29 protein-coding genes are annotated in these 25689 nt (G+C 36.8%); 6 read left to right on the top strand and 23 right to left on the bottom strand.

Annotated features, from left to right (window positions below):
- Positions 1-101: 101 nt before the first annotated feature.
- The 10 genes from B5440_RS05075 to ruvC all read right to left on the bottom strand — a co-directional run bounded on the left by B5440_RS05075 (position 102) and on the right by ruvC (position 7692).
- Entirely contained in the window at positions 102-1109 is a 1008-nt protein-coding gene (locus tag B5440_RS05075; protein ID WP_070055089.1) for a metal-dependent hydrolase, read from the bottom strand.
- 223 nt (positions 1110-1332) lie between these two features.
- Entirely contained in the window at positions 1333-3111 is a 1779-nt protein-coding gene (locus B5440_RS05070; RefSeq protein WP_070055090.1) for a MutS-related protein, read from the bottom strand.
- Positions 3104-3469 (bottom strand): MmcQ/YjbR family DNA-binding protein, encoded by a 366-nt coding sequence (locus B5440_RS05065; RefSeq protein WP_070055091.1) that lies wholly within the window; start codon positions 3467-3469, stop codon positions 3104-3106. The genes B5440_RS05070 and B5440_RS05065 overlap by 8 nt, the downstream gene beginning before the upstream one ends.
- A gap of 110 nt (positions 3470-3579) precedes the next feature.
- Complete coding sequence (locus B5440_RS05060; RefSeq protein ID WP_070055092.1) at positions 3580-4194, bottom strand: DUF4230 domain-containing protein; 615 nt, start codon at positions 4192-4194, stop codon at positions 3580-3582.
- A gap of 1 nt (position 4195) precedes the next feature.
- Complete coding sequence (locus B5440_RS05055; protein WP_070055093.1) at positions 4196-4546, bottom strand: DUF4260 domain-containing protein; 351 nt, start codon at positions 4544-4546, stop codon at positions 4196-4198.
- Complete coding sequence (locus B5440_RS05050) at positions 4543-5289, bottom strand: cyclase family protein (RefSeq protein WP_070055094.1); 747 nt, start codon at positions 5287-5289, stop codon at positions 4543-4545. Before B5440_RS05050 ends, B5440_RS05055 begins: the two co-directional genes overlap by 4 nt.
- A 5-nt stretch (positions 5290-5294) precedes the next feature.
- Positions 5295-5600 carry a type II toxin-antitoxin system RelE/ParE family toxin gene (locus B5440_RS05045; protein WP_070055095.1) on the bottom strand — a complete coding sequence of 102 codons (306 nt, stop codon included), beginning with the start codon at positions 5598-5600 and terminating at the stop codon, positions 5295-5297.
- Entirely contained in the window at positions 5584-5817 is a 234-nt protein-coding gene (locus B5440_RS05040; protein WP_070055096.1) for a hypothetical protein, read from the bottom strand. The genes B5440_RS05045 and B5440_RS05040 overlap by 17 nt, the downstream gene beginning before the upstream one ends.
- A 40-nt stretch (positions 5818-5857) precedes the next feature.
- Entirely contained in the window at positions 5858-7003 is a 1146-nt protein-coding gene (gene hemW, locus B5440_RS05035; RefSeq protein ID WP_070055115.1) for a radical SAM family heme chaperone HemW, read from the bottom strand.
- Between the two features lie 89 nt (positions 7004-7092).
- Positions 7093-7692: a crossover junction endodeoxyribonuclease RuvC gene (ruvC, locus tag B5440_RS05030; RefSeq protein WP_070055097.1), complete on the bottom strand. Its 600-nt coding sequence runs from the start codon at positions 7690-7692 to the stop codon at positions 7093-7095.
- Between the two features lie 186 nt (positions 7693-7878).
- Here ruvC and B5440_RS05025 point away from each other — a divergent pair, with 186 nt between their 5' ends.
- The gene (locus B5440_RS05025) at positions 7879-9027 is read left to right on the top strand and encodes a glycosyltransferase family 2 protein (RefSeq protein WP_070055098.1); all 1149 of its coding nucleotides are present in this window, start codon (positions 7879-7881) and stop codon (positions 9025-9027) included.
- Between the two features lie 2 nt (positions 9028-9029).
- Complete coding sequence (locus B5440_RS05020; protein WP_070055099.1) at positions 9030-9305, top strand: YciI-like protein; 276 nt, start codon at positions 9030-9032, stop codon at positions 9303-9305.
- A gap of 1 nt (position 9306) precedes the next feature.
- Here B5440_RS05020 and B5440_RS05015 read toward each other — a convergent pair whose 3' ends face one another.
- The 5 genes from B5440_RS05015 to B5440_RS04995 all read right to left on the bottom strand — a co-directional run bounded on the left by B5440_RS05015 (position 9307) and on the right by B5440_RS04995 (position 13467).
- A complete protein-coding gene (locus B5440_RS05015; RefSeq protein ID WP_232756040.1) occupies positions 9307-9876 on the bottom strand; it encodes a hypothetical protein in 570 nt (189 codons plus the stop codon).
- A 68-nt stretch (positions 9877-9944) separates the two neighbouring features.
- Entirely contained in the window at positions 9945-10343 is a 399-nt protein-coding gene (locus B5440_RS05010; protein ID WP_070055100.1) for an ExbD/TolR family protein, read from the bottom strand.
- Positions 10344-10488: 145 nt separating this feature from the next.
- Positions 10489-11607, bottom strand: coding sequence for a tetratricopeptide repeat protein (locus B5440_RS05005; RefSeq protein ID WP_070055101.1), 1119 nt, complete (start codon positions 11605-11607; stop codon positions 10489-10491).
- Positions 11608-11629: 22 nt separating this feature from the next.
- Positions 11630-13105: a M56 family metallopeptidase gene (locus B5440_RS05000; protein ID WP_070055102.1), complete on the bottom strand. Its 1476-nt coding sequence runs from the start codon at positions 13103-13105 to the stop codon at positions 11630-11632.
- Complete coding sequence (locus B5440_RS04995) at positions 13105-13467, bottom strand: BlaI/MecI/CopY family transcriptional regulator (protein WP_057482135.1); 363 nt, start codon at positions 13465-13467, stop codon at positions 13105-13107. The genes B5440_RS05000 and B5440_RS04995 overlap by 1 nt, the downstream gene beginning before the upstream one ends.
- A 340-nt stretch (positions 13468-13807) precedes the next feature.
- Between B5440_RS04995 and B5440_RS04990 the strand changes: the two genes are divergently transcribed.
- Positions 13808-14305 carry a DUF456 domain-containing protein gene (locus tag B5440_RS04990; protein WP_070055103.1) on the top strand — a complete coding sequence of 166 codons (498 nt, stop codon included), beginning with the start codon at positions 13808-13810 and terminating at the stop codon, positions 14303-14305.
- Between the two features lie 104 nt (positions 14306-14409).
- On the opposite strand, the gene B5440_RS04985 is transcribed toward B5440_RS04990, so the two are convergent.
- The 5 genes from B5440_RS04985 to B5440_RS04965 form a co-directional block, all read right to left on the bottom strand.
- Positions 14410-14709 carry an HPF/RaiA family ribosome-associated protein gene (locus B5440_RS04985; RefSeq protein ID WP_070055117.1) on the bottom strand — a complete coding sequence of 100 codons (300 nt, stop codon included), beginning with the start codon at positions 14707-14709 and terminating at the stop codon, positions 14410-14412.
- A gap of 96 nt (positions 14710-14805) precedes the next feature.
- Positions 14806-15246 carry a hypothetical protein gene (locus B5440_RS04980; RefSeq protein ID WP_070055104.1) on the bottom strand — a complete coding sequence of 147 codons (441 nt, stop codon included), beginning with the start codon at positions 15244-15246 and terminating at the stop codon, positions 14806-14808.
- Between the two features lie 79 nt (positions 15247-15325).
- Complete coding sequence (locus B5440_RS04975; RefSeq protein WP_070055105.1) at positions 15326-17953, bottom strand: cation-translocating P-type ATPase; 2628 nt, start codon at positions 17951-17953, stop codon at positions 15326-15328.
- 105 nt (positions 17954-18058) lie between these two features.
- Complete coding sequence (ppsA, locus tag B5440_RS04970) at positions 18059-20425, bottom strand: phosphoenolpyruvate synthase (RefSeq protein WP_070055106.1); 2367 nt, start codon at positions 20423-20425, stop codon at positions 18059-18061.
- Positions 20426-20436: 11 nt separating this feature from the next.
- Entirely contained in the window at positions 20437-20823 is a 387-nt protein-coding gene (locus B5440_RS04965) for a hypothetical protein (RefSeq protein WP_070055107.1), read from the bottom strand.
- A 167-nt stretch (positions 20824-20990) separates the two neighbouring features.
- Between B5440_RS04965 and B5440_RS04960 the strand changes: the two genes are divergently transcribed.
- Entirely contained in the window at positions 20991-22262 is a 1272-nt protein-coding gene (locus B5440_RS04960) for a cation:proton antiporter (RefSeq protein WP_070055108.1), read from the top strand.
- Here the strand turns inward: B5440_RS04960 and B5440_RS04955 are convergent.
- Genes B5440_RS04955 through B5440_RS04945 form a run of 3 tightly spaced genes read right to left on the bottom strand, consistent with a single transcriptional unit; the run spans position 22239 to position 24063 of the window.
- Positions 22239-22943, bottom strand: coding sequence for an LrgB family protein (locus B5440_RS04955; protein WP_070055109.1), 705 nt, complete (start codon positions 22941-22943; stop codon positions 22239-22241). The two genes, B5440_RS04960 and B5440_RS04955, sit on opposite strands and share 24 nt — an antisense overlap.
- Entirely contained in the window at positions 22943-23275 is a 333-nt protein-coding gene (locus tag B5440_RS04950; protein ID WP_070055110.1) for a CidA/LrgA family protein, read from the bottom strand. Before B5440_RS04950 ends, B5440_RS04955 begins: the two co-directional genes overlap by 1 nt.
- 14 nt (positions 23276-23289) lie before the next feature.
- The gene (locus B5440_RS04945; protein ID WP_070055111.1) at positions 23290-24063 is read right to left on the bottom strand and encodes a creatininase family protein; all 774 of its coding nucleotides are present in this window, start codon (positions 24061-24063) and stop codon (positions 23290-23292) included.
- A 94-nt stretch (positions 24064-24157) separates the two neighbouring features.
- Between B5440_RS04945 and B5440_RS04940 the strand changes: the two genes are divergently transcribed.
- Together B5440_RS04940 and B5440_RS04935 are read left to right on the top strand one after the other, a co-directional pair.
- Positions 24158-25210, top strand: a complete 1053-nt coding sequence (locus B5440_RS04940; RefSeq protein WP_070055112.1) for a flavin-containing monooxygenase — start codon at positions 24158-24160, stop codon at positions 25208-25210.
- A 222-nt stretch (positions 25211-25432) separates the two neighbouring features.
- Positions 25433-25689, top strand: a 257-nt coding sequence (locus B5440_RS04935) for an ISAon1 family transposase N-terminal region protein (RefSeq protein WP_079711078.1), incomplete at its 3' end; no start/stop codon positions are given.

The following is a 25689-nucleotide window of genomic DNA, read 5'->3' as shown; positions in this document are numbered from 1 at the left end:
TTCCGACGAGCTCCAGCGGAGTGAAACAAAACCATACCCTCTAGTATTTTTTCTAAAAGAATTAGTGAATTTGTGGCTTTGTGACAGAAAATATAAATCTCTTAATTACCCAAAACCCTATTCCCCAACTGCGACAAAAGTTCCTTTGCATCCCCTCGGGTTTTTTCAGTTTCTATGGCTTTAATTTCACCATTTTCCTCGATCAGTTTATAGCTGAATGCAAAGTCGGCATCTACCCTGGCTATTGGACTTAAAGTTCCAAAACGAAGATCATTAAAATAAATTTCTCCATCTCTTTCTGAAATGGTATACCACCCCTCCGAAATATCAATAAGCCGTTTTACATTTCGTCTCTCAATCCAGTCTCCTAGCAAATGATGGTTTTTAGGATGTTCTATAAACTCTATTGGTTGTGTATCAAAAATTGAATAATTTCCAATTAAATATGCATCATCAACCTCCACATTAGCCGACCATAAAACAGCATTTAGCGGGGACGGTTTGGTTTCAATTTTATAATAGGCAATATCCTGATCCTCTAAAGCTTCAGTAAATTTATCAAACGTGTAAAGTTTTAATGCCGGGGTAATAACCAACAAATAAATGCTACTTATTAAGAGGCCAAGATTATTTAGTTTTCTCCTTTTTTTAGTTCTTCGTTCCTGTCGCATCGCGAGGATTAAAAACACCAAAAATGGCAAAGTGTATAAAGGATCTATCACAAAAATATTCTTATACGCCAAACGCACTTCTAAAGGCCAGAATAGTTGTGTTCCCCAGGTTGTATGAGAGTCTAGCAGTGGATGTGTAAAAAAGCCCCAAAACATCAACCACGACCAGTTTTGCCAGGTAGCGATAGATTTCTTTTCAATCTTGGAAATGAGCCAACCAAAAACAGGTGCAAAAAGTATGGAAAATACGATTGAGTGTGTAAAGCCACGATGAATTTCAATAGCGGTAATAGTATCGGTAAAAGCGCTGGCAAAAGTATCCAGATCTGGAATTGTACCCGCAATGGCTCCGTAAAGCATGGCTTTGTTCCCCACTTTTTTGCGGAGAACTGCTTCGCCAACCGCTGCGCCTAATACTATTTGTGTTAATGAATCCATTTATGATTTCCTTTCTTTACCGATTTGTAACTTCTACTTTTCGAAAAGAAAAGTTAGATAGTAATAAAGTTTTCAATCGCGTCATTCTGAACTTGTTTCAGGATCTAATACGTTGATAAGATCATGTTAGAAGATGAAACAAGTTCAGCTTGACGAAAATAAGACATTTCATATAATCTCAACTAAAGCTTAGAAGAGGTTCCAAAATCTTTAATTCTACTATTTAATCATCTACAATCTCCATTTTTCGGAGAAGAAAAGACGCATTCATATTCTGGCAAATTCCGTCTTTAAATTTATAATCAAAATGCAGCTCATCATTGATAATCTCCGCATCAAAATAATGGTTTTTCACCTGACTTAATTCTGAAGTAATTTCGCATAAACTCAGATCGTGCGTAGCGATGATTCCGGTTGAATTAGAGTTCACCAATTTCCTGATAAACTTTTTAGAACCTATAGCTTTATCGCTACTATTGGTTCCTTTCAAAATTTCATCAAGAATAATAAAATATCGATCGGTTTTAATTTCGTCCACGATAAACTTTAAGCGCTTTAATTCTGAAAAGAAGTAAGATTCGTCGTCACTTAACGAATCGCTGGTGCGCATACTGGTAATGAGTTTAATTGGCGAATACTTGCAAGCTTCAGCACAAACCGGAAGCCCAATATTACTCATTAGAATTTGAAGGGAAACCGTTCTCAAAAAAGTACTTTTCCCGGCCATATTCGCGCCGGTAATAATAAAGAATTCTTCGTCTCCAATCGTAAAATCGTTAGCAATCCTCTTTTTAGGATCTAAAAGCGGATGTGCCAATTTTGTAGCTGAAATACCTCTTTTTTCGTTTATAATTTCAGGAAAAACATAGTTTGGATGGTTAAAAACAAAATTCCCCAGGGAATTATAAGCATCAGTAAATTCAATTACCTCAAACCAGTTCTTTACGTGTTGGCGGTAAGCTGAAATCCATTTTTCTAATTTATAACTCTGTCGAAGATCCCATAGCAAAAAACCATTCCCAAAAATGGCCAAAATTATATTATTCCGCTGGTCTAAAGCGTCAATTGCTTTAGAAAATTCTTTAAAAATAGCAGAAGCTTTTTTCTTTTCTGAATGAATAAGCGACTGATTTTTCTTTAAAATTTCTGAAGAAAAATCTTCTTTTTCAAGAAGTTCCAACAGCAAATGATATTGATGAAAAGTATCCTGAATCTTACTCACACTACCTGAAAGTAAATTGATCTTCTTCAGGTATATTCCTGTAAAAAGTAAGCCGGCTAAAAACCATAGAAAAAGGTGAATTCCTTTTAAGTAATCAAAGGCGTAACCCGCGATCACTAAAATAGAAATCACCGAAAAGACAGTGGGTAACCACTTAATATAATTCGGAACAAAATTCTTATAATTCTTAAACCATTTAATTACGGTTTTAGACGGCGTTTCAGTTTTTACCAATCTGGCCAATGCAGTAAATTCCTGTCTCCATTCTGCTTTTGTTGCCAGTTCTTTAACGGCTTCCTGTTTCTGCGGAATATTCTCTATACTATTTTCAGTAAAAATGTCCGCCAGTTTTTTGGCACCTTCATAAAGCGCGGTTCGGTTGGAATATTGAAAAAAAGAGCCCCGCCCAAATAAGTCGATATCCTGACTGTAAGGATGTGTGGGATTTTCAAATTCAATGCCTTCGGGTAATTCCTGAAAATTCCGGGTTTTTAAAATATCAATTTCCAGTTCGTTCAGCTTGATAATTTCCTTTTGCTTATCGCTCTTATCTTTAAGATTGCTGTGCCTGGAAACCAGGAATAAAAAAAGTGCAATTCCACCAAAAATTACGGGTACGATCACATTCATATTTCCGAAGAAATAATAAATCACGAAACATATTATGAGAAAAATGAAAAGCCTGATTAAACTGGAAATCAGTAATTTTTTAGAAATTTTGGCCAGTTCTTGCTGATGTATTTCTTTCTGCTTTGTATAAAATCCTAATGGGTTATTCATCTAAATCTTTAAGTTCTTGTTGTTGCTTTTTAGTTAATCCTGCTTTCACCAAATTGTAAGAATCGTCTACTAATTGAAAAATAAAGTCGGGCTTTAAGTGACCATCCAGGATTACGGTATTCCAATGTTGTTTATTCATATGGTAACCGGGCAAAATATTATTCTCGTATTCATCCCGTAAAATTATGGCTTTTTCAGGATCACATTTTAAATTTACACTAAGTGGAATTGCATCAAGCCCGGCCAAAGCAAACATTTTGCCCATAACTTTAAAAACCAGGGTATCTGGACCAAAAGGAAGTTCCTCGGTTACGCCTTTTTTGCTAATGCAGTAGTATCTAAAAGTTTCGATGTCCATAATAAACTTGTGTCATTTCCGCGCAGGCGGAAATCTATCTAATAATCAATATGCTAGATCCTGACTTCTCGACTCCGCTCGAAGTGACGAGTTCAGGATGACGTCACCGTCTATTTCTCAATTTTCTTCTGATTTCTATCTTCTAAAGTCAGTGCGGTATAATCGAGTTTCCAGCCTATGGTTTCCACTATTTTTTCCATCAACAAAATAGTATCCAGCGCTTCTTTTCTCGCCTGATCTAGAAGTCCGCTTTGCGGAATTTTGTCAACTATATAGTTTTTTGCATCACGGTTAATATCGGTAAGATCAGAAGTAGTGAACGGATTTGCCCATCCTTCGCGCTTATCGTAATATTTAAAATCGGTTTCTACAGTAAGCAATTCGGGCTGCGGAAAATTGGTAAGCACAATGGTTCTCTTTTCATTTTCGCTATTCATTCTCACTTTACTAAGATCAAAACCTACGTGCGCTTTGGCATTAACCAAAACAATAGCCTTTTTCTTCCCCAGAAGTAAACTCAGATATTTTTCCTTTAAATTCTCGTAATGATAGACTTCAGAAAAATCGCCTTCAACGGTTATAAATTTACAAACACTCCTTATTTTATCCATAATCACCAACGACTGCTCGTTTGTTTTAAGCTTTGATTTCTCCTTATTAAACCTGGCGAAAATAAAATAAGCCACGACGGCTCCCACGGCCAATCCGATAAATAAAAATTCCATATTAATTTCCTATTTCTCCCAAATGAGTGAACTTGAAGCCTTTTTCATACTTAAGCCCGTAGCCTAAAATACGATCAAAAGCCGCGTGTGAAAACAAAATTACACCTATTAATTGAAATACTTCACTTTGCAGATAAAATCCCAGGAACCATATTAAAAGCGCAAGGCCTTTATGATGAAAAAGATTATAAATAAAAGCTCCTGTTTTATTATTGAAGATATACCCCAACATTCCAAAATCTGGTGTAAAAAATAAGACTAAAAACCACCACCAGGCAAAGTCTAACCGGCTAAAAACGAAGATTCCCAATAGTAACATTGGGAGTTCTTCAAGTGCGAGGGTTATTTTCATAAGAATTTATATAAAACAGGTTTTGAAGGGCTGGCATCGTTTTCAAAGGATGCAATTTGAAGATTGAGCAAGTAATCTCCATCCTCTATAGAGTTAGGAACATAAATCAATTCGGTTATTGTAGCCTCAAACCGGGTATTTTTTGGGTAATTCCAAAAGGCTTTATGCGCCAATAACTTCCCGCCATCCTTTTCCTTATCTACCGAAGGTAAATCTATAAGTAAATGCTTTACACCTGAATTTCTAAGAAAAACAGCGGCTTCTTCACTAAGATAAGGCCAATTGGTATGCGAATACTTTTTAGTTTGCTTTTCCCTGAAGTTAGGCAGCGTTCGAATAATTAAAGCTTCAGTATCTTTAGGCTTTAATTTTTCTTTTAAAATTGCTTCGGAAATCACTTTATCCTCTCCTCTTGTTTCAGGTTCTACTGAAATCAATTTAGAAAAAAAGAAGAAGGTTTTCAGCGTTTGATTGATGCTATAAAATTCCCTGGAAATATGCCCCACGCATTCGGTATGCGTACCGTGAGCGTGCGGATTAAACTGAATATTGTTAAAATTAACCGAAGATCCTTCTGATACTTTCCCAATAAAGTCTCCGTCTTTCACCGGATTAATTTTAGGAGCATCTAAATACCACGCCACCGGATTTTTAGCATCACCTCGTAGACCAATAGAAATATCCAGGGGTTTGGAGAGATCAACAATATAATCTTTAGCTTTAAAATTAATAGTGGTTCGCATAAAATCTAATCGATTTTAATTTTGGAAGGATCCTGCCTGTTTGAAAAGAAAGATAATATCTCAATAGAATCATTTTGTATTCTATAATAGAGGCTGTTGAACTTTGCAACCACAGCTCTTCGAATATTTTTTCTTTTAAATGAAATTTGAAATATCTTGGGGTTTTTAGATATTAATTCTAGCGTATGATCAAGTTCTTTGGCGAATTTTTCTAATTCCTGTGCGGTCCAGTTTTCTTCTAAATAAGCTATTGTTTCTTCAAGTTCAGAAAGGGCGTGAATAGTCCAAAAGATCTTATAACCATTTTTCATAGAGTTTTCTAACTTCAGATTGAGGTGTTAAGTTTCCGGAATCAGCATCTTCAATTCCTTTCTCTATAGATTTTTTTTCTTCTTCAGTTATTTCATTCCACCAATCAGCCTTCTCACTCTCTCTTAATTTCATTAATTTATCTATAATGATTTCATTATCCAGAGTGGATAACCATTGAATTAATTCTATTTTCTTGTTTTGAAGATCTATAGCCATAACTCAAATTTACGATTTTTGACTTTAATTTCGATATTTATTAATCCAGGAAAAACAAATCTGCAGCAATACCATCACTTAAAAATTTTCCTTTGGAAGTAATATGAATGATCCCATTTTTCTCCTGAAGTAAATCTTCCTTTTGCAATGGCTTAGCAAGCTCCAAAAAGTGATTTTTATAATCTTCTCCAAATTTCCCGGAAATCTCAGCAAGCTCTACCCCAAATTTTGTCCGCAGCCGGGTCATCACATATTCGTTGTACTTATCTGAAAGCGATAAATCTTCCGTTTCCTGCGGAATCTTATTATTTTCCAAGGCTTTTATATATAAAGGATTATTCGAAATATTCCATTTTCGGGAATTCCCATCGTAAGAATGTGCGGCAGGTCCAATACCCAAATAAGATTTTCCCAGCCAATAAGCGGTATTATTTTCTGAAAAATAGCCCGGCTTGCCAAAGTTCGAGAATTCGTAATGCTCAAAACCATTATTAGTAAGGGTTTCCACCAAAATTTCGAAATGAAGTTTAGCAGCTTCATCATCTACCGGTTTTATTTTCCCTCTTTCAATAAATTTCTGAAGCGCGGTATTTGGTTCTACGGTAAGCGCATAACTGGAAATATGCGGCACACCAAGTTCTAACGAAATTTCTACATTTCGCTGCCATTGTTCTAAACTCATTCCCGGAATGCCGTAGATAAGATCTATAGAAATATTATCGAAATATGATCTAGCCAGTTTTATGCTTTTTAAAGCTTCCTCTGAGTTATGCGCGCGATTCATCAATTTAAGATCTTCTTCAAAAAAAGATTGCACCCCAATACTCAAGCGGTTTATTTTAGAAGCCTTCAGCATTTTCAACTTTTCTTCGGTTAGATCGTCGGGATTTGCTTCCAGGGTAATTTCAGGATTTTCGGCAATCTTATAATTCGAGTAAATGGTCTCAAAAATTTGCTGAAGTTCCTCTGCTTCTAACAAACTGGGAGTTCCGCCGCCAAAATAGATCGTCTTGATTTTAGGAGAATTGAGCTCATTTTTCCGAAGCACTAATTCTTTACATAACATTTCCACAAGTTTACCTTTCTTTTTTAAAGAGGTAGAGAAATGAAAATCACAATAGTGACAAGCCTGCTTACAGAAAGGAATGTGAATGTAAATACCAGCAGCCCCTCCCCGCCTCCCCAATGGGGAGGAGTTTTCATCTTCACTCTGTATAGGACTTTCTATCACAACCTATTCTTAATTATTAATAATAATCTCTAGAGGATCGTAGACTATTTCTTGTTTTTCTTTCCTCGTAAATTTACTGAGCTAACTCCCCCTTTGGGGGCTGGGGGGCTATTTTGCTTTACAAAAGCAGCCCAACCGGAATAACTTTTACCGACTTCGGTTCTACCTGAATTGTAAAAATGACAAACCGCAGCTGCGAGCCCATCGGTTGAGTCGAGATTCTTTGGCAATGATTTCAAACCAAGCAAACTTTGCAGCATTTTTGCCACCTGCTCTTTACTGGCATTTCCATTACCGGTGATTGCCATTTTAATTTTCTTGGGTAAATATTCAGTAATTGGTATTTCTCTTGAAAGTCCTGCGGCCATCGCCACGCCCTGTGCCCTTCCCAGCTTAAGCATAGATTGTACGTTTTTACCAAAAAACGGGGCTTCAATCGCAATTTCATCGGGGTGATAAGTATCTATCAACTCTATAGTACGTTCAAAAATCAATTTAAGTTTAACGTAAGGATCGCTGTATTTACTAAGCTGCAACTCGTTTAGCTGCATAAATTTCATCTGCTTATTTTCCACTTTTATAAGTCCGAAGCCCATAATCGTGGTACCGGGATCAATTCCTAAAATGATTCTTTCGCTTTTCAAAATACCTGTTTCAATTTAAAACCTACCAAATTTCACGTAGCTTCGCAAAGCTAAGCAATTTCATTTCCTTACTCGCTAAGCGAGATTTCAAATACACAATAGCTTAGATATTTTCTCTTTCTCCTGTTCTTGAATTTGCAGTGATTTGTTTACTTTACAGGCGAATTAAGAATTTAAAAACCGAATATGTTCATCTTTATTATAATCTGTATTTTTTATTCGGTTTTAATGCTAATGCTGCTTTACGGCTGGAAAAAGATCCCAGAATTCTCTTTGGAAAATTCACCTGCAGAAATTCGGTTTTCTATTATTATCCCTTTTAGAAATGAAGTTGAAAATTTACCGGATTTATTGAATTCCTTAGCTGAAATAAATTACCCACATTCAAAATTTGAAATTATCCTGGTGAATGATGAATCTGAAGATAATTCGATGGAAATCATCGAGGAATTTCAGAAAACTCCTCTAGGTTTCAATTTAAAAGTTTTAGAAAACCAACGAAGTTCAAATTCGCCAAAAAAAGATGCGATTAATACTGCGATTGATTCTGCTAAATTTGAATATCTAATTACTACCGATGCAGACTGCCAGGTTCCCGAAAACTGGTTAAAAAGCTATAATGATTTTATTCTTAAAACCGGAAATAAGCTTATTGCGGGACCGGTTGCCTTAATCTCTACTTCAACAGAAAACACCAATAATAAGCGCAAAAACATTTTAAGGAATTTTGAGGAGCTAGATGTTTTAAGTCTTCAGGCATCAACTGCCGGAGCTTTTGGAATCGGGAAAGCTTTTATGTGCAATGGCGCCAATTTATGCTATGAGAAGGAAGCCTTTTTAACTGTTTCTGGGTTCACCGGAAATGATAACATTGCAAGCGGTGATGATGTCTTTTTGCTTCAAAAATTTCTACAGGAAAATTATAAAATCGGGTTTTTAAAAAGTAAGGAAGTCATTGTATGTACTAAACCTCAACAAAGTTTTGGTGATCTGGTTTCACAGCGAATTCGTTGGGCTTCTAAAGCGCCGGCTTACAAAAGCTTATTTGCAAAATTCACCGGAGTAAGCGTGCTTTTAATGAACTTATGTCTTGTGATTGCTGTTTTTTTAGTCTTCTTACAAATCCTAGCCTACCAACCTATTTTGATCATTTTCCTGGTAAAATTTAATCTTGATTTTATACTAATCTACAGCTCAGCTAATTTTTTTCAACGAGAAACAGTATTAAGAAGTTATTTTTGGAGCAGTATCTTTTATCCTTTCTTTAGCACTTATGTCGCAGTGAAATCCCTATTTTCGGACTTTTCCTGGAAAGGAAGACAATTTAAAAACTAAAGATGAATTATTATATTTTAGATTATATAACCTCTGGCAATTACCTGGAGGAAAGGGTAAAATACCGAAAAGAACATTTAAATCACGCCACCGAATATTTTAATGAAGGTTATCTTATACTTGGTGGAGCAATAGATGCGGCAAACGAAGCAGTATTGGTTTTTAAAGCAGACAGTGATAAAATCGTGGAAGCTTTTGCTCAAAACGATCCCTACGTAAAAAACGGGCTTATTAAAAGCTGGTCTGTAAAAAAATGGAATGTGGTTATTGGGGAATAATCTATTCCGCTTTAATAACAATAGGCATTTTAAAAACGGTAGAAACAGGTACACCGCGCTTACTGGCCGGATAAATTTTTGGAAGAGAATCTATGCTTTGGTCTAACCACATTCGCAATTCTGGCAGTTGATTGTTTAAGGTAGAATCTATTTTAACCGAATCTATCTCGGGACGGCCCGCACTGTTTATTTCCAGGTAAAGATAAAGCGTATCGTCTATAGATTCTGTAACTACCGGTTGTTGTTTAGACAGGTAAGCATAAATATTTTCGGCTACTTCCCGCTCAAAACATTCCCGGGCCGCAAGTAGTTCGGTTTCGTTCTGGCAGTCTTCAAAAGCCGGATATTCGTCTACTTCTTTCCAATTAAGCGTTTTGGATTCCAGTTCCAGCACTTCCTCTGAAGAAATTTTTTTGGTCTCAAAATTACATGAGGAAATTACTAAAAGTACAATTACAAATAATCCACGCCGAAAGAAGACTAATAAACAATTATTGAAGAAATAAGACTTAAAACTTGAAGCAGGTTTCAGAGCATTTAAATCTCGAGTATCGAGTAAAGCTTTTTTCATTGGCAAACGCACTTGGACTTTAAGCAAAAGTAAGGAAAATTAAAAGAAAGCCTGGGTAAAATAAAAAGCTAATCTTCTATGGCGTCCAGTTTCAAAGACTTTATTTCTAACTGCCATGCAGCCTCATCAAGATCAAGATTTTTATACTCCAAAAGATATTTATTCGTCTTTGATTTTAAACCTTCCACGGCTCGTAAAAGTTGATGATTTACATCCATAATAAAACCGTGTTTCAGGTTCTTATCTGCATAGATATTGTAAACAATCCGATTAAATTTGACCGCCGGCTGCTTATAGACCAAAGCTTTTGTTTCTTCTAAAATTTCGCTCAGGCTCAGCTTTTGCTCTTCTAAAAAGATATTTTTATTGGCGTCTACAAAAACATTGATTTCAAAAGCTTCCTGGGAAAGCCCTGTATTAGCAATGAGAAAAAGACTGAAGAAGAGCAAAGTAGTTTTAAATTTCATAGGTGTTAATTTAAAGCTTTTTCAAATAAAGAGATTATTTCAATTCGTTCGTAGTGACGTTGAAATCGAGCGAGATATCCAAATTGAAAGAGTTTGAATAAGGCTGTAAGAAATAATTCCAAATTCTCGATATCGGAAAATTAAATTAATTCTCAGCTAAGTGTATTTTTTGTTTTAGATCACTAATCCTGGTTTTTGCCCTATAAAGCATTCCATCGTTTCCTATACTCTCATATTTGTCAAAATACATCTGATAATAGCCAATTACGGTTTCGTCATCGGCCATATAGTTATCTGCAGCTACTGCACGCTCATATAAAGCTCTTTCGTGATCGGGGTTTTCTTCCAAAGCTTTATTGAAATACTCCAGTGCGCTTTTATATTTTTCCTGCATTTTGTAAGTGAGTCCCAGGCTAAAAAATTCGGCATCAACTGGTTGCTTTTTAATAAGAATTGACATCAATAAATGGGTTTCAGACTTATCTAGATCGCCGATTAAAGCATATAATTTCCCGAGTGTATAATGCGTGGCCGAATTTCGGTCTTCAAAATTCAAAGCTTCGTTATACATCTTCACGGCTTTTTTATAATCGCCAAGTCTGTAATAAGCAAACCCGAGTTTATTATAGATGAACTCAGTATCCTCTCCCAGCTGGATCAATTTTTCATAATGAGGAATGGCTTCTTCGTAAAGTTTTAGGGAAGAATAAGTTTGCGCCAGGATAGATAGCAAAGAAGCATTATTTGAATTAGCCCGAAGCCCTTGTTTGCTGTAATGTTCGGCCATTGTGTACTGACGATTTCTTAATTTATCTTTTGCCAGTTTATACAGCGCTCCTTGATGTGTAGTGTCCAGGATCATAGTATGCATAAAGTATCCTAACGCAGTACTGTCTTTTAATTTCTCCTTAATTAAACCCTGCTGAAATTTAAAATTGGCATTTTTAGGATATTTTTCGGCTAAAATCTTAAACAGGCTGTCGGCGCTATTTAATTTTCCGGTTTTTAGCAGTAATTCGCCATAATCTACCGCGGTTAAAACGCGATCGGGATTTTTACTTAAAACCTTTTTATAATTTTCCAGTGCGATTTCAGGTTGCCTGTTGGCCGCATAATTTTTAGCAAGTTTTAAGTAGGTCTTCTCTGTTTGCGGATCTATCTCCTGAAGTTTATTTATGGCCCCGGCATATTCGCCCACGGCATACAAACTGTCTGAAACAGCCAAAGCCGAAGTTTGAGCTTCGGCTTTAAAGGCTACTAACATTAAAATAATTATTAGACTAACTCTATTCACTGCTACCTACTTGAAAAACTATTGGAAGCGAATACATCACACTTATGTTTTTACCATCTTGTTTCCCGGGTTGCATCTGTGGAAGTTCAGAAATTACTCTTATGGCTTCTTCCTGTAAGGCCGGATGTGTAGCTCTCGCTTTTACATCTACAACTTCGCCGGTTTCATCTATCCTAAATTGAGTAATTACACGATTAACTCCTTTTAGATTTAATTCTTCCCCTAGATTAGTATTAAAATTCATATTTACAAATCTGGTAATCTGGCGACTCATACATTCTTTTCTCTCTTCATTAGAACTTAAGTCTTCACAACCCTCAAATACAGGCACCTCTTCGATTACTGCAAACGGAATAGCGTTTGAGTTGTCTTTTGAAGCTGCCGATTTTTCAAAAGGTGGCAATGGCGGTGGAGTTGGAGTTGATAAACCCTTCCTCTCTTGAACATCATTATAAGTTTTTAAAGCCAACTCCATAAGCATTTTACTCTCTTCTTCAGTTATACCATCATTTTCCTGAATTTTAATATCCAATTCATCTATTTGTTTTGAAAGGGACTGTTTTTCGCTAATTCCTTCTTTATCTTCCGAACATGACACATAAGTGAGCATCATAAAAAGTAAAGGCAGCACAAATAAGTACTTGAATTTAGCAATTGTTTTTGATCTTGATTTTTGTAACATAATAATTCGTTTTTTGATTAATGAATGATTAAAAAATTGATTGATGAAGGAAATATTTTGCGTGCTAAACGCGGTATTAAGCAACTGTTCATAATAGCTGCGCCTGGTTGTGGTTTTTACCACATTTGCATCGGCGATGAACTCGTGCAAAGTGGCAATCCTGCTTTGGTAGATATACACCAGCGGATTAAACCAAAATATGATCTTTAAAGCTTCAAAAAACACCAGGTCCAGGCTATGTTTTTGTTTTACGTGAACCAACTCGTGAGACAAAATTTGTTGCTTTTCTGCTTCAGATAATTTATCGCCTAAAAACACGGTTTTATAAAAAGTGCAGGCAATTTTCGAGTTAGGAACTTCAATAATTCGCAGCTCTTTATCTTCTGAAATTCTTCGGAAACGAAATAAATGATTGAGATTTTGATATTTTTTCAGCAATAAAATTAGGCTAAGTATCACACCCGCAACATAGGTAACCAGCCACCAGTTTATTTGCATTCCCTGTTCCTGCACTACATTTACAGCCGGTAATTGCTGAATATTCTCCGGTTGACCGCCAATATAAACTTCCGGAAGCCAAACCTGCGAAAGCGCCGAGATGGATTCTGCCGGAACCAAGGTCGATAAACTTTCTATTTTCAATAAAGGCAGTAACAGGGAAACAAGCGGTGTTATTAATAAATACAGCCTGTTTATCGTAAAAAACGTCTCCTTTTTTAGCAGCAGTTCATACATCAGCAAAAAACCGAGTTGAAACACAACTACCTGAAGTATATAATCTAACATTACTTTTCTTTTTTATTGATTTCCTTTAAAATCGCTTCCAGGTCTTTAGTGTCCATATCGTTCTTTTTCATAAAAAAGGAAACCATACTTTTAAAGGAGCCGTTAAAATAATTGTTCATCAATTTATTGATGCTTTGATTGCTATAAGTCTCACGAGCCAAAAGCGGAAAATATAAATAGCCCTTCCCTTTCTTTTCGTGATCTACAAAACCTTTATCTTCCAGGATTCTTACAATGGTAGAAACCGTGTTGTAAGCAGGTTTAGGCTCTGGCATTTCTTCGATAATTGAAGCTACATTGGCTTTCTCCAGTTTCCAGAGAATCTGCATGATCTCTTCCTCGGCTTTGGTTAGTTGTTTCATAATTAATTTTTGTCATTTCCGCGAAGGCGGAAATCTCTTATTAATTTACTTTGAATATTAAACGTCTAATTCTTCAAGCTGAATTTATTTCAGACTTTATCCCGAATTAACTTCGGGATTCTAAGTTTAACTGGTACTAGATCCTGAAATAAATTCAGGATGACGTTTTATTTAGACCAGAACATATTCTTGACTCCACTCGAAGTGACAAAATCAAAATGCCGTGAAATTCAAATTCAACACTGCTAATATAAACTAACATTTTAGTTTAACCTAATAATTTAGTTAAAAACTTCTTCGGAATTAAATTATATTTGATAATCAAAACATTTAAAAGTCTATGGATCTAATATTATTTGGAGTTGGAGCGGTTTTAATGATCCTTGGAATTCTGGGGAGTTTTTTACCGGTTTTGCCGGGTGTACCGCTTAGTTGGGTAGGATTACTTCTACTCTATTTAGCACCATCAGTGCCAATAAATTACTGGGTTTTGGGAATCGCTTTTATTCTAGCTGCTATAATTTATGCTTTACAACTTGTGATTCCTGCAATGGGAACAAAAAAATACGGGGGCAGTAAAGCCGGAATGTGGGGCGCTACTATTGGATTGGTAATCGGCATTTTTGTTCCAATTCCGCTAGGAATAATAATAGGAGCTTTTGCAGGAGCCTTTATTGGAGAAATAATTAATAAATCAGATTCTAAATCGGCTTTGCGAGCCGCCTATGGATCTTTTATCGGCTTGCTTGCTTCTACCTTTATGGAATTGGTGGTAGCGGTAGGGTTCTTAATCTTATTTAGCTATAAAGCCTGGGAATTTCGGGGATTGATATTTTAAAAAAGAGACTGTTTAAAAAATAGGTTTTACCAAAGTCGGGTAAATTGAGCTTAACCGCAATGGATTGTAAACCCTGTGATTTTTAAACAGTCTCTGCAAGCATCCTAATATGCTGCGAAAACAGCTTTACGTTTTTTGAGTTGCTGTTCCAGTTCGAAGATGGTCTTTTTGATGGCTAATTCAAAACTTTCTTCTGTAGAGGAAGCAAAAATTCTTGGTCCGGGAGCACTGAGCTCGATCTCACAAATTTTTGACTTTCCAGTAGGATCATTTTCTTCTTTAAAATAAACTTCGGCTCTAATAAGCCACTCATATTTTTCTGATAATTTATCTAAGTGTTCTGATACAAATTGAGTTAAATCCTGACTTCCTTTTGTTTTTATAAATTGAATATTGATGAGCATAATAGTAGTAGTTTTAAGTTTAATCAAAGATAAGTTGAAGGCAGTTTCTAAAATATGACAACGGTCACTTTGCCTGCTTTAATTTCTTCCCCTCCCTTAGTAGGTCTCGGGAAGCTTATCGGTATCCTTAATATATTCAGTTACTTTAAAGAGTTCTAAACGGTTCAACCTGAAAGCTTTTACAAAACTTGCAATCTCATCTTCCAAATGTTCGTGCTCTAATCTAAAAACCCTGGAATCACTAATTTTTTCCAGAATCATTTTTCCTATTTGCTCTCTATGCTTATCGGTTTTATCTAAAAGGTCTTCGCAACGCTCCCTGAGTTTTAATAATTCATTTTTCATTTTTGAAGCCACTTTGTAATTCTCGTCTTTATCTATCCAAATAAAGTAGCTATCTAAGAGTTTATGCAGAAAATTGAGGTCGTCTTTAAAGAAATGTAGATCTGAATTCCAGTGTTTGGTAAGCGCATAGAGCTGCTCCATATTGGCCTCAGCAATAAAATCGCCCTTTGGCCTTTTCCTTATGCTTTCCATCTTTTTAAAATTTTAAGTTCTATTGAAATTAATATAAACCGAACTAAAAAAGTATGATTTTCGTCAGTCCCTAATAAGATCAATTCGTTAATTTTAAATGTTTCAGTATTTGTGAAATCACCAGTGAAGCGGTACCAAAAACAATTACCACTAATAGGTGGTTTAAAGAAAGAGGCACCAGGGATAATGCTTCAGCCATCAAAGGAATATGGTAAACTATTACCATCACTAAAATGGAAAAAGCTGAGGCTGCCCAAACCCAGGGATTGGTGGTCACCTCGTTCTTTAAAAAAGATATTTTTCTCCTTGGGAGATTAAAAACATTGAGTAATTGAGCTAAAATTAGCGTATAAAAAGCAATATTATTTACCAGGATTCCACTTAAGCCCATCTCAAAATGGGTATAAGCCACCACGCCAATCACAGCAGCGGTAATACTTAAACCATAAAGAACTGTGGCTCTCCAGAGTTTTTTGGTTAAAATAGGCTCTTGCGGATCCCGGGGAGGATCTTTCATAATATTTGGATCTCCTTTCCCCACGCCAAGTGCCAAAGCAGGAAAAACATCGGAAATAAGATTTAGAAAAAGAATTTGTAGCGGCAGCAAAGGCATAGGTAAATTACTCAAAGACGCCAGCGCTACCGAAATTATCTCTGCGAGATTACAGGAAAGTAAAAAGATTACAAATTGCCTGATATTTTCAAAAATGGTGCGGCCCTGCCTTATGGCAAGTTCTGTAGAAGTAAACTTATCGTCCATTAAAATAACATCGGCGACTTCTTTGGCAGCTTCTGTTCCTCTAATTCCCATCGCTATCCCAATATCGGCCTTTTTAAGAGCGGGTGCGTCATTTACCCCATCGCCAAGCATACCTACAATGGCTTTATTTTTTTGATAGAATTCTACCAAATCCAGTTTTTGCCCCGGAACCATCCTGGCAAAAATTACAGCTTCCAATAAAGTTTTTTGCCGGTCTTCTGTTAAAGTTTTTATTTCTTCCAGCTCAGAGCCTTTTATCACCATCTCGGCAGGGGCATCTTCAGGAATAAGCGCTACTTCCTCTCCTATTTTTCTTGCGGTATCTGGGTGATCTCCGGTAATCATTACCACTCTAATTCCGGCGTTCTTATAGGTTTCAATAGCTTGTTTAATATCCTTTCGCGGTGGATCTAAAAACCCAAGAATACCAACAAAAGTTAGATTCTCCATTAAGCTTTCCTTGTCTGGCTCTTCTTTACTTTCTTTATAGGCGAAAGCCAAAACCCGCATACCTTCGGCAGCGATTAATTCCGCCTGTTTTTCCCATTTTTCTTTATCCTGAAATTCTTTTGGCCCTTCTTTAGTTAAAACTAAATCGCAAGATTCCAGCAAAGCTTCCAGGGCGCCTTTAACACATACCAGGAAATTATCTTCAACGCGATTAAGCGTGGCCATTTTTTTAATTTCAGCATCAAAAGGAACTTCCTTTATCCTGGGATATTTTTGCTGAATTTCTTTACAATCAAAACCCATTTCAGCAGCGAATTCTACCAGAGCGATCTCTATGGCGTCTCCTGCCATTTCGCCATTTTTCATTTTTGAATTATTGCAGAGGCAACCAATATCTATCAACCTTTCAAAAGCTGGATCTTTTTTGAAATTTTCAGCTTCGGTAGCAGGAAATGCTGTAGAACCAAGCATTAAATGATGAACGCTCATTTTGTTTTCGGTAAGTGTACCGGTCTTATCTGTGCAAATTATTCCGGTTTCACCTAAAGTTTGAACCGCTTCCAGTTTTTTAATAACCACGTTCTTTTTGGAAAGTCGAAGCATTCCTCTAGCCAATGCGATAGTTGCCACAATAGGCAAACCCTCTGGAATCGCAGCCACTGCCAAAGCGATCCCGGTTTCTATCATCAACATTAGATCTTTCCCTTGAAAATAGCCGGTAACAATAATAAGCAGGGCAAGAATTAAGGTAAGCCAAATAAGCCACCTGCTTAATTTTTTAAGTTTTTTCTCTAAAGGTGTACTTTCTTTTTTTGCACCACTGGTTAGTTCACTAATGCGCCCTATTTCGGTTTTGAGGCCTGTTGCCCCAACAATTGCTTTCGCATTTCCCCTAACCGCAATAGTACCTTTATAAAGCATATTTTTACGATCGGCAAGGGCAACCTGGCCAGAAAGTTCTTCTATACTTTTTTCAATTTGATTGCTCTCACCCGTAAGAATGGCTTCTTTTACCGCGAAACTTTCAGTTTCCAGCATTCGGCAATCGGCGGGAATAACATCGCCACTCTCCAGAATTACAATATCACCGGGAACCAATCCTGCTGCTTTGATTTGTTCTTCCTTACCACTGCGCAAAACATTGGCCTGGGTTTCTACCATTTTCTGCAGAGCTTCTACCGAGCGAAGCGCTTGCCACTCCATAAAAAAGCCTATTAAGGCGGTAATAAGAATAACTATTAAAACAGCAGTACCTTCTAACCATTCGCCAAAGAAATAAGCCAATGCCATGGCAGCAGCCAAAATATAAATTATGGGATCAAGAAATTGCTCTAAAAATATGAGCCCTATATTCTTAGATTTTCTCTTTTTTAAACGATTATAGCCGTGCTTTTCTAATCTTGATTTAACCTCAGAACCAGTTAATCCTTTATTGGGATCTACATTAAATTCCGACAGGATTTTTTCAACAGAGAGCGTGTGCAGATCTTTAGACATTTCTTAGTATTTTACGCGATAATCTAGATTAAATGTTCCGGAGCTTGCCTCGAAATCAGATTATATTTTCCAATATCAATGCTTCGTGAACTTACTCCAAGTTGTTTACTGCACGGCCTCGGCCTTATTAATATTCTCTATTCCTTTTAAAAGTGCATCAGGATTAAACGAAATACTATTTATTTGTTCTTTTACCAGAAATGAAGCGAACTCGGGGAAATCACTTGGTGCCTGCCCGCAGAGTCCTATTTTTTTCCCGATTTTCCTGGCTTTTTGTATCGCTGTGGCAACCATTTCTTTTGCAGCAGCATTATTTTCATCAAAAATACTTACCATTAGTTCTGAATCGCGATCAACACCCAAAGTAAGTTGTGTGAGATCGTTAGATCCTATGGAAAATCCGTCAAAATATTCTGCAAATTCTTCGAGGAGAATTACATTAGAGGGGATTTCAACCATCATATAGATTTCCAGAGAATTCTTTCCGCGTTCCAATCCGAATTCTTTCATAAGATCGATCACGGTTTTTGCTTCTTTTATCGTTCTGCAAAAAGGGATCATCACTTTTAAATTATCGAGACCCATCTCTTCCCTAACTCTTTTTATTGCTTTACATTCAAGTTCAAAAGCCTCTTTGTAATTAGGATGAGGATAACGCGCAGCGCCCCTAAAACCAAGCATAGGATTTTCTTCTAAAGGTTCAAATTGGCGGCCTCCAATTAGGTTTGCATATTCGTTACTTTTAAAATCGCTAAGCCTAACAATTACCTCTTTTGGGTGAAATGCGGAAGCCATTACGGCTATTCCCCGCGATAATTCTTCAACAAAAAAATCACGTTTATCTTTATATTGCCAGGTAAGTTCTTCTATGGCCTTTTTTGCGGCTTTTTCTTTAACCTCCTCATATTTCACCAAAGCCATTGGGTGGATTTTTATTTTATGGGTAATTATAAATTCCATTCGTAATAATCCAATTCCCGTATTAGGATAAAAAGAGAGTTGAAAAGCCCTGTCTGGATCTGATAGAATAAATTTAGCTTCGGTTTTTGGAAGAGAAATTTTTCCAAAATCAATTTCCTTAGTATCAAATTCCAGGGCACCTTTATAAACAAAGCCGGTTTTTCCTTCACAGGAAACAGTAATCATTTCGCCATCTTTAATTTTTGTGGTCGCATCGTTTGTTCCCACTATTGCAGGTACACCAAGTTCGCGGGCTACAATTGCCGCATGGCTGGTTCTACCGCCTCTATCGGTTACAACTGCAGCTGCCAGCTTTAAAAGAGGATCCCAATCTGGGCTGGTGTTATTGGTAATAAGAATTTCTCCGGGATTTAATTTATGTCCTTCTTCAGGTGACATTAAAAATCGTGCTTTCCCAGTAGCGATGCTGGAACCAATGGCGCTTCCGCTGGTTAAAATTTCGCCTTTTTGCTTTAAGTGATATTCGATATAAAAACGTTTATCTTCGTCTTTATGTACTGTTTCAGGGCGGGCCTGGGTAATAAAAAGTTCGTTGGTTAGGCCATCTTTTGCCCACTCTACGTCCATTGGGCAATTGTAATGATTTTCTATTAGTAAAATCCAACGGGAGAGTTTAATTACCTCATCGTCATTTAAAACAAAGCTATCCTGTTTCTCCAACGGCGTTTCAATGTTTACGGTTGAAGAGTGACCGCTGGACTCGGCATAAACCATAGAAAGTTCTTTATGTCCCAGTTTCTTCTGAATAATAGGATTTTCGGCTTTATCAATAGTTGGTTTAAATACATCAAACTCATCTGGGTTCACCAATCCCTGCACTATATTTTCACCTAATCCCCAAACACCCGATAAATGAATAATATTCCTGAAACCAGATTCGGGTTCAAGACTAAAACCAATCCCCGAGCAACTAATATCAGACCGCACCATCTTCTGCACCCCCACCGAAAGTGCTATTTCGTGATGCAAAAAGCCCTGATCTTCCCGGTATTTAATGGCCCTATTGGTATAAAGAGAAGCAAAACATTTTTTAACCGCCTCAAGCAAAGCTTCGTTTCCTTTAATATTTAGAAAGGTATCATGCTGGCCGGCAAAACTCGCACCCGGTAAATCTTCGGCCGTGGCACTACTTCTCACCGCAACCTGAATATTTTCTCCTTTTCCCAAATCGCTATATGCCGCAACAATTTCTTCGGAAAATTCTTTGGAAAATTCTCCTCCTAAAATTAGTTTTCTGGCTTCAGAACCAATATTGCTAAGGTTCTCGTAATCCTCCCTGTCAAGTTTTTTCAATAAACTTTTTAAGTCTTCTTCAATATTATTCGACTTTAAAAAAGCCCAAAAACCTTCAGAAGCGGTAGCGAAACCATCTGGCACCAAAACACCTTCAGAAGATAATTCGTTATACATTTCGCCCAGAGAAGCATTTTTCCCGCCAACCTTTGTGACATCTTTTATAGATATCTCTCTAAATTTTTTAATGAATTTCATAAGCTTAATTTTTATTGTAACACGAGTTCATAACCCATATTTAGCAGGAAAATTCCAAGAAGGAAAAGCAATACATAAATTGTTTGTACAAATTTGAGGTTTAGAACAACAAGTTTGCGCGTAGTAGATTCAGGGAAAACAAAGAGGCCGAGACCTATAAAAAGTGACGCCCATCCCAGGATAGTGATTATAAATTTCCAGCTTAGCTCCCAGATATTATGAAAAAGAATATTAAGCAAGCCCATGATTATAGCGGCAAAAGCAGCCAATATCAGGAACTTTTGATCTTTCAAATCTTCAAAGATCTGTTGTATTCTCCTGGGATTAAAACTCAGTACAAAAAAGAAAATAAGGAGATACCAACCCCAGAATTTAGCGAGAAATAAGGAAGTATCCATCTTTTACAGGCCTTGGTTATTCTCTCAAAGTTAACCTGTATAAAAAGATTTTAATATGATAAATATCAGCTGAATAACTAATAATCTACCTTATTTAAACTGTTAGACTTTTGTAAAAAAACCAGGTGTTTTAAGCAAGATAAATTAAAAAAGTTAATTTTAAATATATGAAAGAACATTACTGGATCTTAGCGGGAATTGGTTTCACAACACTTATTATGGCCTGGCTGCCATCAATTTCAAAGCGAATTAAAATCAGCGGACCTATAATTTTACTACTTATTGGTTTTTTAATATTCGCACTGGGCTTACCAATTGTCTGGCCAGATCCTCTATGGGCCGATAAAGGTCTTATGTATTTTTCTGAAATGATCGTAATTATTTCCCTGATGGGCGCCGGTTTAAAAATTGGTAATAATTACAGCTTTAAAGCCTGGAAAAGACCTTTTTTACTGGTTTTTCTAACTATGCCGCTTTGTATAATTTCGGCATATTTCCTGGGGCAAAATTTTCTATATTTAAGTGTTCCATCCTCTTTGTTACTTGCCGCCGTTCTTGCTCCCACCGATCCTGTTCTGGCTGCTGAAACTCAACTTGACGATCCAGAACGAGAAAAAGAATACAAAGGAAAAATAAGATTTGCGCTTACGGCAGAAGCGGGTTTAAATGATGGGCTTGCTTTCCCTTTTACTTATATGGCGGTTTTGGTAGCCCAGGCCGGGAGTTGGGCCGCATTCGATTTTACTGACTGGATGCTGGATAAATTCTTTTTAAAAATTATAATTGGCACTATAGCCGGTTTTGCAATTGGGCAATCTATAGGATTTTTACTGGATAGAGTTCATAAATACACCGGCATTAAAACTTTTGACGGTTTTCTTGCTCTTTCCATTACGCTATTTAGTTATGGAGCCACAGAGCTTATACACGGCTACGGCTTCCTGGCGGTCTTCTTTACAGGATTAAGCCTGCGACACTACGAGAAAGTTAGTGGAGATTATAAAACGAAAATGCACGATTTTATTCACGAAGTAGAGCGTTTGCTTTTGGTTGTTTGGATTATTCTCTTTGGAGCTTCTATTATGAATGGAATGCTTAGCCTTACCGACTGGAAGGGAATTGTTTTCGCTTTCGCTTTTGTATTAATTATTAGACCCGTTGCCGGAATAATAAGTATGATTGGGATAAAAGATAGTTTTAAAAATAAGCTTGCAATTAGTTTCCTGGGAATCAAGGGAATTGGTTCGGTTTTCTATCTTTCCTGGGCTTTTGTAGAATTTGAAGGTTTTGAGCGTAAGAATGAACTCTATGCTATCACCGCTTATATTATTTTAATTTCTATTGTTCTCCACGGGCTAACTGCACCATCAATTATTCAATATTTTAAGCGAAAAACAGAACAAAACGAAAACGAATCAGGTGAAACTCCCAAGGAATAACTGAAGCAAATATGGAGTAAGAAGTGCTGTGATGATACCGTTTACGCACATTGCAAGTCCGCTGTAAACTCCTGCCAGTTTGCTTTCCTCAAAAGCGCGGGCAGTTCCTATTCCATGAGCCGCGGTTCCTAGCGCCGTGCCAATGGCAATTTTACTTTTAATGCCTAATTTCTTCAAGATAAAAGGGCCAAAAGCATTTCCAAAAATCCCAACTGCAATTACAATTCCGGCCGTAATTTCAGGAATTCCACCGGTAAGTTTCGTGATTTCAATAGCAATAGGTGTAGTAACCGATTTTGAAGCCAGCGATTCAATAATAAAATCGGGAACTTTTAAAAGCAGAAGGAAAATAATCACGGTCAAAATTCCGCTTATTCCACCAACCGCCACAGAAAGTAAAAACACTTTTAAATTCTGTTTTACTTCTTCATATTTCTCATAAAAGAAAACCCCGAGTGCCACCACCGACGGTCCCAGGAAGAAACTAATAAACTTACCGCCGCGATTATAATCTTCAAAATCAATATTGAAGATCAATAAAAATGAAATAATAAATAAAATAGCTAACAATACCGGGTTCAGCAGAACATAATTAAACTTTTTGCGAAGTTCGCGACCGCCCGCAAAAGCAATAATGCTTATGAAAACTCCAAAAACCGGCAATTGAAAAAACTCCTGCATTATTTTTCTAGTTTTTCAATAATTATTGCTGAAATATAAAGTGTGATCACGGTGCTGGCAATTACTGCTACTGAAATTGGCATCCAGTAAGCGGCGATAATTTCAAAATAAACCATTAATCCTACACCATACGGAATAAAGAACAATACCAGGTATTTTATGAGTTTATCTGAAGCCGGTTTTACATCCTGAAGCTTTATAAGTTTAAGCCGTAATGCCAGGAAAATTAAAAACATTCCGAGGATATTCCCAGCAATTGGAATTTCAAAAAAATAGGTAATTAACTCACCTAAAAGTAAAAATCCAAATATATACGCTAAGGCCTTAAGCATTGGTTTTCCTATAGTTAATGATACATATCTTTAAGGTCTGTCGAATGTAATTCTACAAAGAAATCGGCGATCATATCGGTGGTTTTTTCAATAAAGATCTTTCCTTTCTCAGCAGTTGCAGCTTTTGGATTCCCTACCCCTGTATCTTTTGTTACGCTGGTCCATTCTCGCTGTGCACTTGCCCAACCTTCTTTTAAAGCCTTTATTTTAAAAGTTTTGGCGCTGCCATCTCCGGCTTCTTCAAGTGGTAAAACCAATTCGGGGCGCAAATGCATAACCGCAGCGGTTTCCAGTTCTCCAGCGTGATCGCCGGGTTCATCAAAATAAGGAGTTGCATCTGTAGTTTGCCACCAATTTACAGAACAGGCAAAAAGCTTAGGATATTCGAGACTTAGTTCCCTAATCATTTGCTTAAAATTATTTCCGCCGTGAGCATTTAAAATCACCAGCTTATTGATCTCTTGCTTCTGCAATACCTGCGCTATATCTTTTAAAATAGCATACTGAGTGCTGGGATTAAGATTCATACATAGCTTCACGTCCATTTGGCCGGTATTAACTCCAAAAGGTATTGTAGGTAAGACCACTGCCTTAGCTTTCTTTTCCCAGGCTTTTTCAGCTGCTTTTATTGCAGTTTCTTCAGCAAGAATATTATCTGTAGCATACGGCAAATGGTAGTTGTGTGCTTCGGTTGCACCCCAGGGCAAAACCGCTACGCTAAAATCTTCATCTTTTATGTGCTTCCAGTTTGTTTCAGCCAGAACATAAGGCCTGATTTTTCTTTCCATAAGCTAAATTTGATTTAAAATTAGCAAATCTGAAGCTTTTCAACAGATTTAACGGATAGAAATTAAAACTTACCTTTACAAAAAACCCGAATAAATGTTAGATTTTGTAATTGTTGGCGGAGCTCAAGCCGGACTTTCTATGGCTTATTATCTTAATGAACTTGGCAAAAGTTATGTTGTGGTAGATAAGGAGAAAGAAGTAGGCGCTTCCTGGTTAAATCGCTGGGATTCCCTAAAGCTCTTTACTCCTTCAGAATTCAATAATTTACCGGGAATGGATTTTCCGGCGAAAAAAGGTTATTATCCTACTAAAGAAGATGTAGCTGAATACTTTAAAAACTATGTAACTGAATTCAATATAGAAGTTCGTCTAAATACATTGGTGGAACAGGTTAGCAAAGAAGAGGATTACTTTATTCTGAAACATCAGGAAGGCGAGATTAAGTCGAAAAATGTAGTTATCGCTACAGGGCCGTTTCATATTCCTTACACACCATCTTTTTCAAAGAAAATATCAACAGATGTTTTCCAGATTCATAGCAACTATTATAAAAATCCCAATCAATTGCAGGAAGGGCCTGCTATGGTGGTGGGAGCCGGAGATTCGGGTTTTCAAATCTTAGATGAAATCTCTCAAACTAACAGAACAACTTATTTTTCTGGAGCTACCGATGTACGTGTGCTTCCGCAGGAAATTTTAGGAAAAACATTATGGTGGTGGTTCACCAAAATAGGTTTCCTAAATTTTAGCCGAAAAACCTGGTTGGGAAAAAAGTTGAGTCAGTCTAAACAACCTATTATTGGAACAGATGTAAAGGGGATCCTGAAAAGAGAGAATGTAATACCTGTAGGAAAAACTAAAAATGCAAAAGGTGAAATTATCGTTACTGAAAATCGAAAAATTGAAGAGTTAAAGAATATCGTCTGGGCCACCGGATACCGACCGAATTTTAGCTGGATTGAAGGTTTGGAACTTACCAAAGACGGCTACCCTAAGCATAATCGAGGTATTAGCAATATTGAAGGACTTTATTTTATTGGTCTCCCCTGGTTGCATACAAGAGGCTCAGCAACTTTAGGCGGAATTAAAAAAGATGCACAATATCTCGCCAATTATATTGAAGCTGAAGAAAAAACTCTTGCTTAACAAAACCTCACAGGTTTTGAAAACCTGTGAGGTTTCTTCTAAGATAGTTTGACTACGATTTTTGCTTAAACACACCAATTAGGTTTGATCCTTAATATCCTGTGTAGAACCGATATAATATTTATTCAGCGCTTCAGAAAATAGTATATAAACGGATCATTCTCAAAAGTTGTGTGTGAATTGAAATTATAGTTTGATTTTTGTTTTCTAAAAGCGGAAGCATTGGATCCATATATAGACCTACTCAAGATATTATTACCAGAATTATTAATCACCCATTTTGATCTTACCGGTCATCAAACAGAAGGAGATATATTACACCTGTATTTTGAAGAGAAGCCGGAGATTCCTAAAGAGTTCTCCTCTCAGCTGGTCATAGCCCACGGATTCCATAAAGAAATAACAATTCAGGATTTTCCTGTGCGTGGTAAAAAGGTATTCCTACATATAAAACGCCGTCGCTGGCTGGGAAAACAAGA

Source organism: Salegentibacter salarius (genome assembly GCF_900168265.1).
GTDB lineage: Bacteria > Bacteroidota > Bacteroidia > Flavobacteriales > Flavobacteriaceae > Salegentibacter > Salegentibacter salarius.
This window is presented reverse-complemented; position numbering and strand designations above follow the sequence as displayed.

What these genes read in the sequence shown, in the direction of transcription:
- B5440_RS05075 (WP_070055089.1), bottom strand. Translation starts at nt 1,109, where the DNA reads ATGGATTCATTAACACAAATAGTATTAGGCGCAGCGGTTGGCGAAGCA.
- B5440_RS05070 (WP_070055090.1), bottom strand. Translation starts at nt 3,111, where the DNA reads ATGAATAACCCATTAGGATTTTATACAAAGCAGAAAGAAATACATCAG.
- B5440_RS05065 (WP_070055091.1), bottom strand. Translation starts at nt 3,469, where the DNA reads ATGGACATCGAAACTTTTAGATACTACTGCATTAGCAAAAAAGGCGTA.
- B5440_RS05060 (WP_070055092.1), bottom strand. Translation starts at nt 4,194, where the DNA reads ATGGAATTTTTATTTATCGGATTGGCCGTGGGAGCCGTCGTGGCTTAT.
- B5440_RS05055 (WP_070055093.1), bottom strand. Translation starts at nt 4,546, where the DNA reads ATGAAAATAACCCTCGCACTTGAAGAACTCCCAATGTTACTATTGGGA.
- B5440_RS05050 (WP_070055094.1), bottom strand. Translation starts at nt 5,289, where the DNA reads ATGCGAACCACTATTAATTTTAAAGCTAAAGATTATATTGTTGATCTC.
- B5440_RS05045 (WP_070055095.1), bottom strand. Translation starts at nt 5,600, where the DNA reads ATGAAAAATGGTTATAAGATCTTTTGGACTATTCACGCCCTTTCTGAA.
- B5440_RS05040 (WP_070055096.1), bottom strand. Translation starts at nt 5,817, where the DNA reads ATGGCTATAGATCTTCAAAACAAGAAAATAGAATTAATTCAATGGTTA.
- B5440_RS05025 (WP_070055098.1), top strand. Translation starts at nt 7,879, where the DNA reads ATGTTCATCTTTATTATAATCTGTATTTTTTATTCGGTTTTAATGCTA.
- B5440_RS05020 (WP_070055099.1), top strand. Translation starts at nt 9,030, where the DNA reads ATGAATTATTATATTTTAGATTATATAACCTCTGGCAATTACCTGGAG.
- B5440_RS05015 (WP_232756040.1), bottom strand. Translation starts at nt 9,876, where the DNA reads ATGAAAAAAGCTTTACTCGATACTCGAGATTTAAATGCTCTGAAACCT.
- B5440_RS05010 (WP_070055100.1), bottom strand. Translation starts at nt 10,343, where the DNA reads ATGAAATTTAAAACTACTTTGCTCTTCTTCAGTCTTTTTCTCATTGCT.
- B5440_RS05005 (WP_070055101.1), bottom strand. Translation starts at nt 11,607, where the DNA reads ATGTTAGTAGCCTTTAAAGCCGAAGCTCAAACTTCGGCTTTGGCTGTT.
- B5440_RS05000 (WP_070055102.1), bottom strand. Translation starts at nt 13,105, where the DNA reads ATGTTAGATTATATACTTCAGGTAGTTGTGTTTCAACTCGGTTTTTTG.
- B5440_RS04995 (WP_057482135.1), bottom strand. Translation starts at nt 13,467, where the DNA reads ATGAAACAACTAACCAAAGCCGAGGAAGAGATCATGCAGATTCTCTGG.
- B5440_RS04990 (WP_070055103.1), top strand. Translation starts at nt 13,808, where the DNA reads ATGGATCTAATATTATTTGGAGTTGGAGCGGTTTTAATGATCCTTGGA.
- B5440_RS04985 (WP_070055117.1), bottom strand. Translation starts at nt 14,709, where the DNA reads ATGCTCATCAATATTCAATTTATAAAAACAAAAGGAAGTCAGGATTTA.
- B5440_RS04980 (WP_070055104.1), bottom strand. Translation starts at nt 15,246, where the DNA reads ATGGAAAGCATAAGGAAAAGGCCAAAGGGCGATTTTATTGCTGAGGCC.
- B5440_RS04975 (WP_070055105.1), bottom strand. Translation starts at nt 17,953, where the DNA reads ATGTCTAAAGATCTGCACACGCTCTCTGTTGAAAAAATCCTGTCGGAA.
- ppsA (WP_070055106.1), bottom strand. Translation starts at nt 20,425, where the DNA reads ATGAAATTCATTAAAAAATTTAGAGAGATATCTATAAAAGATGTCACA.
- B5440_RS04965 (WP_070055107.1), bottom strand. Translation starts at nt 20,823, where the DNA reads ATGGATACTTCCTTATTTCTCGCTAAATTCTGGGGTTGGTATCTCCTT.
- B5440_RS04960 (WP_070055108.1), top strand. Translation starts at nt 20,991, where the DNA reads ATGAAAGAACATTACTGGATCTTAGCGGGAATTGGTTTCACAACACTT.
- B5440_RS04955 (WP_070055109.1), bottom strand. Translation starts at nt 22,943, where the DNA reads ATGCAGGAGTTTTTTCAATTGCCGGTTTTTGGAGTTTTCATAAGCATT.
- B5440_RS04950 (WP_070055110.1), bottom strand. Translation starts at nt 23,275, where the DNA reads ATGCTTAAGGCCTTAGCGTATATATTTGGATTTTTACTTTTAGGTGAG.
- B5440_RS04945 (WP_070055111.1), bottom strand. Translation starts at nt 24,063, where the DNA reads ATGGAAAGAAAAATCAGGCCTTATGTTCTGGCTGAAACAAACTGGAAG.
- B5440_RS04940 (WP_070055112.1), top strand. Translation starts at nt 24,158, where the DNA reads ATGTTAGATTTTGTAATTGTTGGCGGAGCTCAAGCCGGACTTTCTATG.